Annotated in this window: 10 protein-coding genes; all 10 read left to right on the top strand. The window is 65.6% G+C overall.

Going from position 1 to position 7,508, the window contains the following annotated elements:
* Window positions 1-282 (top strand): DUF2840 domain-containing protein (locus MSKU9_RS17035; RefSeq protein WP_141262550.1); only part of this gene is annotated, 282 nt, incomplete at its 5' end.
* Window positions 279-821, top strand: a complete 543-nt coding sequence (locus MSKU9_RS17040; protein WP_141262551.1) for a S26 family signal peptidase — start codon at window positions 279-281, stop codon at window positions 819-821. The genes MSKU9_RS17035 and MSKU9_RS17040, both read left to right, overlap by 4 nt.
* Before the next feature lies 1 nt (window position 822).
* Window positions 823-1,161 (top strand): DUF736 domain-containing protein, encoded by a 339-nt coding sequence (locus tag MSKU9_RS17045; RefSeq protein ID WP_141262552.1) that lies wholly within the window; start codon window positions 823-825, stop codon window positions 1,159-1,161.
* Window positions 1,148-1,849, top strand: a complete 702-nt coding sequence (locus MSKU9_RS17050) for a lytic transglycosylase domain-containing protein (RefSeq protein ID WP_116100224.1) — start codon at window positions 1,148-1,150, stop codon at window positions 1,847-1,849. Before MSKU9_RS17045 ends, MSKU9_RS17050 begins: the two co-directional genes overlap by 14 nt.
* Window positions 1,850-2,095: 246 nt before the next feature.
* Window positions 2,096-3,850, top strand: coding sequence for a relaxase/mobilization nuclease domain-containing protein (locus MSKU9_RS17055; protein WP_141262553.1), 1,755 nt, complete (start codon window positions 2,096-2,098; stop codon window positions 3,848-3,850).
* An 89-nt stretch (window positions 3,851-3,939) separates the two neighbouring features.
* Complete coding sequence (locus MSKU9_RS17060; RefSeq protein ID WP_141262554.1) at window positions 3,940-4,212, top strand: type II toxin-antitoxin system ParD family antitoxin; 273 nt, start codon at window positions 3,940-3,942, stop codon at window positions 4,210-4,212.
* Window positions 4,213-4,288: 76 nt separating this feature from the next.
* Window positions 4,289-4,537, top strand: coding sequence for a type II toxin-antitoxin system ParD family antitoxin (locus MSKU9_RS17065; protein WP_141262555.1), 249 nt, complete (start codon window positions 4,289-4,291; stop codon window positions 4,535-4,537).
* On the top strand, window positions 4,530-4,820 hold the full coding sequence (locus tag MSKU9_RS17070; RefSeq protein ID WP_141262556.1) for a type II toxin-antitoxin system RelE/ParE family toxin: 291 nt from the start codon (window positions 4,530-4,532) through the stop codon (window positions 4,818-4,820). The genes MSKU9_RS17065 and MSKU9_RS17070 overlap by 8 nt, the downstream gene beginning before the upstream one ends.
* 157 nt (window positions 4,821-4,977) lie before the next feature.
* Window positions 4,978-6,960 (top strand): conjugal transfer protein TraG, encoded by a 1,983-nt coding sequence (locus MSKU9_RS17075; protein WP_141262557.1) that lies wholly within the window; start codon window positions 4,978-4,980, stop codon window positions 6,958-6,960.
* Window positions 6,961-6,965: 5 nt separating this feature from the next.
* Entirely contained in the window at window positions 6,966-7,391 is a 426-nt protein-coding gene (locus MSKU9_RS17080) for a CopG family transcriptional regulator (protein WP_141262558.1), read from the top strand.
* The last annotated feature ends 117 nt before the right edge of the window (window positions 7,392-7,508 follow it).

Consider the following 7,508-nt stretch of genomic DNA (forward strand, 5'->3'; position numbering starts at 1 on the left):
TCCTGCATTGACATCGTGCGCGTCACCCGTTCCGGCGAGCCCTATCAGACGGTGCCGTTCGTGCGCCCTGGTGGCGAAAGCCTGCTGCGCCAGAGCGGCTGGCCGAAGGTCCGGCTGGTGCTGGAAGCAGTCGATCGCATCGAAGCCATAGGCATCGACCCCGTCGATGTTGCGCCCGATCATTGGCGGCATCTGCACAACCGGATGCTCGCCGGGCAGGCGTCCCGTCCCTACACGCGCGACCGCCACCACGCCTGGCTGCGCCGGAGGGCGGTGTCATGACGCGCTTCGGCTGGTTCTTCACTACCTATTTCGCAGTCCTCGGTGTCGGCACGTCATTGGCGATCCATCCGGCGCCCCGCCTGATCTGGAATGCCACCGCCAGCACGCCGGTCGGGCTGTATCGCCTGCAATCGGTAAGCCCCCTGCATGTCGGCGATCTGATCGCGATCCGGCCGTCCGCCGACATCGCCGCGATGCTGGCGCGCGGTGGCTATCTGCCGCTCGGCGTGCCGCTGCTCAAGCCGGTCGCGGCGCTGCCGGGGCAACGGGTCTGTCGGGTCGGTGCTGTTGTCACCGTCGATGGCACGGTGCTCGGCAATGCGTTGGCCCGCGATCATCGCGGTCGCCCGCTGCCGGTCTGGCAGGGCTGTCGACACGTCCTGCCCGGCCAGATTTTCGTCATGAACCCGGCAGTCCCGACCAGTCTCGACGGCCGCTATTTCGGCGTCCTGCCGGTCGATGCGGTGCTCGGCCGTGCCCAGCCACTGTGGCTCGTGCCGTCACCGATTTCTTCCAACCCCAAACAGAAACGAGGCTGACATGGCCCAGATCGGAACTTTTACGCGCACGTCTGACGGCTTCGCCGGTCGCCTGCGCACGCTCACCCTCGACGTCGAACTGACGATCGTGCCGGCGACACCGTCGGACGCCGAGCACGCGCCCGACTATCGTGTCCACCTCGGTGACGCCGACGCCGGACCGGAGATCGGCGCAGCCTGGAAACGCACCGGCGAGAAGGCGGGCACTTACCTCTCGTTCGTTCTCGACGACCCCATGCTGGCGCAGCCGATCCGCGCCAATCTGTTCCAGTCCGACCGTCAGGGGCGTGCCTTCCATCTGGTCTGGAACCGTCCGGTAAAGCGTGATGACCGGCGGTAAAGCGGCGCTTCGCCTGCTCGGTGTTATGGCTCCGGCCGTCGTGTCCATGACGATACCGGGGCATGTCGCGGTTGCCGATCCCTACGCCGATATGATCGCGGAAGCCGCCACGCGCGCGCAGATTCCAGCGTCATGGATTGCTGCCGTCCTGCATGCGGAGAGCCGAGGCGATGCGCGGGCGGTGTCATCGGCGGGTGCGATGGGGCTCATGCAGGTGATGCCCGGAACCTGGGCCAGCCTGCGTACGTCTCTCGGGCTCGGCGACGATCCGTTCGACCCGCACGATAACATTCTGGCCGGTGCGACCTATCTGCGGTGGATGCGGGATCGCTATGGCGAGGCCGGGTTTCTTGCCGCCTATAATGCCGGTCCCGCGCGCTATGACGAACATCTGAAGACCGGCCGACCGCTGCCTGCCGAGACGCGAAACTACGTTGCTTCGGTCAGCGCGCGGCTGGCTCTCTCGCCTGCCGATGACATCTCGGGCGGTGCGCCATTGGCACGATTCTGGCAGGATTGTTCCCTCTTTCCGGCCTCATTCCTGCGTACGGGCGATGCGTCCCGGCCTGTCGAAAGCGCGCACGATCCGGCACGCTCAGCCGGTTCCCGGCTGACCGACTGGACGGCGCTCGCACCGCAATCGGCCGGTCTGTTCATCGCGTCAGGGCATGGGGAGGCGCGTCGATGATCCCCGTTCCGGTCCATCGGGCGCTGGCGGGCTGTGGGTGCCTTGGAGATGGGGTGCTGGGGGGAGGCTGGCAACGGACAGAAGGACGGCAAGGTAAAAGCAGCGCCCGTTCGGGGCTGCATGTGGTTGGTTTGATTGGAGAATTTGTCCTCTCACCACGCAGCCCCTGCGGCTCTTCGGGCAGTTTTCCTAATCTTTTCAAGGCTCCGGGAGCCGTCAGGGGAGAAGTAGAGCGGAGAGCGGGACATGGCGACGCGCGATGACAGCCTGACCGTCCGGCCCGGACGTATCCAGTATGGCAATAGGGGGGCGCGTCCGAAATCCTTCGTCGGTGAGGTCATGCGTGCCGCGAAGAAGGCCGGTCATACCGGCACCCGTTTCGGTGCGAAGGGCAGGGGAGGCGGTGGCGGCTCCCGCTTCGGGCGTGGCCGACGCGCGGCGCTGTCCATGCGGCTCCGTGGCAACGCCCGTCGGGTCGTGGTCAAAGCGCGGGTGGTTCGCCAGCAGGGCACGCGGTTCCGCTCGGCGCCGCTCGCCCGGCACATCGCCTACCTCAGGCGCGAGGGCGTCACCCGCGACGGGGCCAAGGCCCATCTGTTCGATGCCGGGTCCGATGAGGCGGACAGCAAGGCCTTCGCGGAACGCTGCGAAGACGACCGTCACCATTTCCGCTTCATCGTCTCGCCCGAGGATGCGGCGCGGATGGAAGATCTGCGGGGTTTTGCGCGCGAGCTGATGCAGGACATGGAACGCGACCTCGGCACAAAGCTGGACTGGGTCGGGGTCGATCATTGGAACACCGATAATCCGCACGTCCATATCCTGGTGCGTGGTGTCGCTGATGACGGCAAGGATCTGGTGATCAGCCGCGCCTATATCAGCCAGGGCCTGCGCGACCGCGCCGCGGAGCGGGTGACGCTGGAGCTGGGTCCGCGCAGCGAGCAGGAAATTCGCACCGTCCTGGAGACCGAAATCGGTGCCGACCGCTGGACCAGCCTCGATCGCGCGTTGCAGGACATCAGCGACGAGCGCGGCGGTATCGTCGATCTGCGGCCCGGTGCGGGTGCCGAAGACCGGGAACTGCGCCGCCTGCTGGTCGGACGGGCGACCAAGCTGGAAGGGCTTAGTCTGGCCGAGCGCGTGGGCGTTGCACGTTGGACCCTCAAGCCGGGGCTGGAGGGGACGCTGCGCGATCTCTCCAGCCGGGGCGACATCATCAGGACCATGCACCGCGCCATGTCTGGCGGCGGGGCGGAGTCCGATGTCGCGGGTTTCGCGATCCATGGCGAGACGCTGGCCGATCCGGTCATCGGGCGGCTGGTCGAGCGCGGACTGGATGACGAACTGAGGGGCTCGGGCTACGTGGTGATCGCCGGCACCGACGGGCGGACGCATCATGTCCGCTTCCCCGATCTGGACCTGACCGGCGATGCCAGGACCGGCGCGATCGTCGAGACCCGGGCCTGGGAGGATGCCAAAGGTAAGCAGCGCCTGTCACTGGCAACCCGCTCGGATTTCACGCTGGCCGAGCAGGTGACGGCACCCGGTGCAACCTGGCTCGATCGCCAGTTACTCGCAAAAGAGCCAGCACTGGCCAATGCGGGCTTCGGCGCAGAGGTCCGCGAGGCAATGGCGCAGCGGATCGATCATCTTGCCTCCGAGGGGCTGGCCCGGCGACAGGGTGAGCGTGTGGTGCTCGCGCCCGACCTGATCGGCACCCTGCGCCAGCGCGATCTTGATCAGGCTACGGCGAAGCTGGCGGCGCAGACCGGGCTGGAACACCGGCCCGCGAAGGAAGGCGAGATTGTCGCGGGAGTCTATCGCCAGCGGGTGGCCCTGTCCTCGGGGCGGTTCGCGATGGTCGATGACGGGCTGGGCTTCCAGCTGGTGCCGTGGCGCCCGGCGCTGGAGCAGAAGCTCGGACGGCAGGTTTCCGGCACCCTGTCGCCGGGCGGAGCGGTGGACTGGAATTTCGGGCGGAAGCGCGGGCTCGGGATTTGACGTCGGGTGGACTGCCTGCGGATTTTCGGCTGACAAAGTAGGTGCTTCATAAGTATGATGAAGTATGCTTTCCTGAAAGGAGCCGCTTCATGTCCACGATCGAACGTATGACCATCACCATGCCGTCCGAGATGGCGGCGATCCTGCGCCAGTCCGTTGATGGCGGCGAATACGCCTCGACCAGCGAGGTGGTGCGCGAGGCGTTGCGTGAATGGATGCGCCGTCGTGATACCGACCGTCGCGATCTCGATGCCCTGCGGGAGGCAATCCGGCTTGGTGATGAGAGCGGATCGAGCATCCCGGCCGAGACCGTCTTCGCCGAATTGCGCGACGTGATCGGCCGCCGCCGTGCGCAGGGATGAAATGGCCAGCTTGACGGGAGTTCGGTATGGCAAATTATGCCATTATCTGCCATCGTGCGAACGCAGGGGGATGACAATGGCTTCCATGAATGTATCCGTGCCGGATCCGATGCGTGATTGGGTGCAGCGCCGTATCGACAGCGGGCAATATGCCAGCGTCAGCGATTATGTGCGCGACCTGATCCGGCGCGACCAGACACAGGCCGAGGAACGGCAGGCTCTGGTCGAGGCCCTGGTCCAGGGCGAACGGAGCGGCGTGAGCAAGCGTACGATCCCTGACATCCTCGCCGCGATGAAGACGGCCCACGACGCGACGGATGCCTAGCTACACGCTTTCCGGCGAAGCGGATTCCGACATTCAGGCCATCATTGCTCTCTCGATCCGGAACTGGGGTTGGACGCGGGCCGAGCGCTATATCCTCGACCTGCACGCGGCCTTCGAGACGCTGGCGACCTATCCTGACATGGGAGCCGATGTTGGCGATCTGCGGCCCGGCTATTTCCGCTTCGTCCACGACAGCCACGCCGTGTTCTATCGGAAGGCGGATGAGGGGATTTTCGTCGTCCGTGTCCTGCACCAGCGCCAGGAGCCGAAGCATTATCTCTGACCACGCGAGGTAGGGAATCGCTGCGTCGGTCGGCTGTGTGTCGCGTGGTCTGACGTCATCGGTGCGTCCGATTTTTGTCCGGATCTATCCGGGAAGCCCACCGCTTCAACTCAGGGATTGAAGTCAGCGGTGCCGATCCCCTTGATCGGTGGTCGTCATGAACCAGACCAAGATCCTCTGGGGCTCGGTGTTTGCCGTCAGCACCGTGATCCTCGCCTTCACCTGGGCGGCTACCCAGTGGACTGCCTGGCGGCTCGGCTTCCAGCCGCAGCTCGGCGTCCCGTGGTTCACGCTGCTCGGCTGGCCGGTCTATTACCCGCCGGAATTCTTCTGGTGGTGGTTCGCCTACGACGCCTATGCTCCGGACATCTTCACCACCGGCGGTTACATCGCGGGGTCGGGGGGCATTGCCGCTGTCATCGTCGCGATCACCATGTCCGTCTGGCGCGCCCGCGAGAAGAAACGCGCCACCACTTATGGCTCGGCGCACTGGGCAGAGCCGCGCGAGATCCGTCGCGCCGGGCTGCTGGCCCCCGATGGGGTGGTGCTGGGCCGCTCGGCCGATGCCTATCTCCGCCATGACGGGCCGGAGCATGTGCTGTGCTTCGCCCCGACCCGATCGGGCAAGGGTGTCGGCCTGGTGGTGCCGACCCTGCTGACCTGGCCGGGCTCCGCCATCGTCCATGACATCAAGGGAGAGAACTGGACGCTAACCGCTGGCTGGCGCTCGCGCTTCGGCCGGGTGTTGCTGTTCGATCCGACCAACCTGGCCAGTGCCGCCTACAATCCGTTGCTGGAGGTACGGCGCGGCGAGCGCGAAGTCCGCGACGTGCAGAATATTGCCGACGTGCTGGTCGATCCCGAGGGCGCACTGGAGAAGCGCAACCACTGGGAAAAGACCAGTCACGCGCTGCTGGTCGGCACCATCCTGCATGTCCTCTACGCCGAGGAGGACAAGACCTTGGCCGGGGTGGCCAATTTCCTGTCCGCCCCGAAGCGCGCGATCGAGACCACCCTGCGCGCGATGATGACCACGCCGCATCTTGGCAAAAAAGGCGTCCATCCTGTCGTCGCCAGCTCGGCGCGTGAATTGCTGAACAAGAGCGACAATGAGCGCTCCGGCGTGCTCTCCACCGCCATGTCGTTCCTTGGCCTGTATCGCGATCCGGTCGTGGCACACGTCACCCGGCGCTGTGACTGGCGGATCCGCGACCTTGTCGCCGGCAGCCATCCGGCGACGCTGTATCTGGTGGTGCCGCCCTCGGACATCAGCCGCACCAAGCCGCTGGTCCGCCTGGTGCTCAATCAGATCGGCCGCCGGCTGACAGAGGAACTGGAGGCGAAGCGGCGGCATCGCCTGCTTCTGATGCTCGATGAGTTCCCGGCCCTGGGACGGCTGGATTTCTTCGAGAGTGCATTGGCCTTCATGGCGGGCTACGGCATCAAGAGTTTCCTGATCGGCCAGAGCCTGAACCAGATCGAGAAAGCCTACGGGCAGAACAACAGCATTCTGGACAACTGCCATGTCCGGGTGAGTTTCGCGACCAACGACGAACGGACCGCCAAGCGGGTTTCCGATGCGCTCGGCACCGCGACCGAGATTCGGGATGCGAAAAACTATGCCGGGCACCGGCTGTCGCCGTGGCTTGGACATCTGATGGTGACGCGCCACGAAACCGCACGGCCGCTGCTGACGCCCGGCGAGATCATGCAGCTTCCCCCGGACGAGGAACTGGTGCTGGTGTCCGGCTGCCCGCCGATCCGGGGGTGCAAGGCGCGGTATTTTGAGGATGCCGAACTCGCCGCGCGCATCCTGGCGCCACCTCGCTTCGAGCCGCCGCCGCCTCCGGAAGGAACGCCGCCCATCGGCCCGCTGCCGCCGGGAGACTGGGCCGATGTGGTCCAGCCGCTGCCTGCCAGCAATGCAGATGATGATCCCGCCAATGCCGGCATCCGCCGTGAGCCGGAACTGCCGGAACAGGAAGAGGTGGTGCAGGCACCGAGAAAGCCAGTCCATGAGTTCGATCCGCCGGAGGATGAGCCCGAGGACGATGCGACGCGGGCGCAGACCCTTCGGCGCGGTGAGCGATCTCTCGCGCGACAAGTGTCGCTCGATCCCGGCGATCGGATGGGGCTGTGACTGCCATGCGGATCAAGCATACGATCCGGCTGCCTACTGATCTTAGCGCAAAATTAGCCGATTACGCTGCCCGCAAGAAGGTGCCGCAGGCGCTGATCGTGGAGACAGCGCTGGCATCGTTCCTGTCGCCGGACGGCCCGGAACGGTTGGAGGCGGCGTTGGCTCGGCGGCTGGACCGGATGGCGCGGCACCTGGAGCGAATGGAACGACGGGTCACGATCTCCAATGAATCACTGGCCGTGTTCGTGCGCTTCTGGCTGACCAGCACACCGCCGTTACCAGATGCGGCGCTTGCGGCAGCGCAGAGCAAGGGGCGAGAGCGGTATGACGGATTTATCGAGGCAGTCGGGCGCAGGCTCGCCAGAGGGAAAACACTGGACGACGAGGTGAGGCTGGACGTGGTGCCTGCTGCGGAACGGCATGATACTTGACCCGTCAGCCTATCCCCCAATTTTTGGTCTGGACTGGGGGGGAAGAACGAACCCGCTGCGCGGGAATGGTGTAGCGTGGCTGTCTGTCACCACGGCGTGAGAGAGGTGTTTTATTTA

This window comes from Komagataeibacter diospyri, assembly GCF_006538165.1.
Classification (GTDB): Bacteria; Pseudomonadota; Alphaproteobacteria; order Acetobacterales; family Acetobacteraceae; genus Komagataeibacter; species Komagataeibacter diospyri.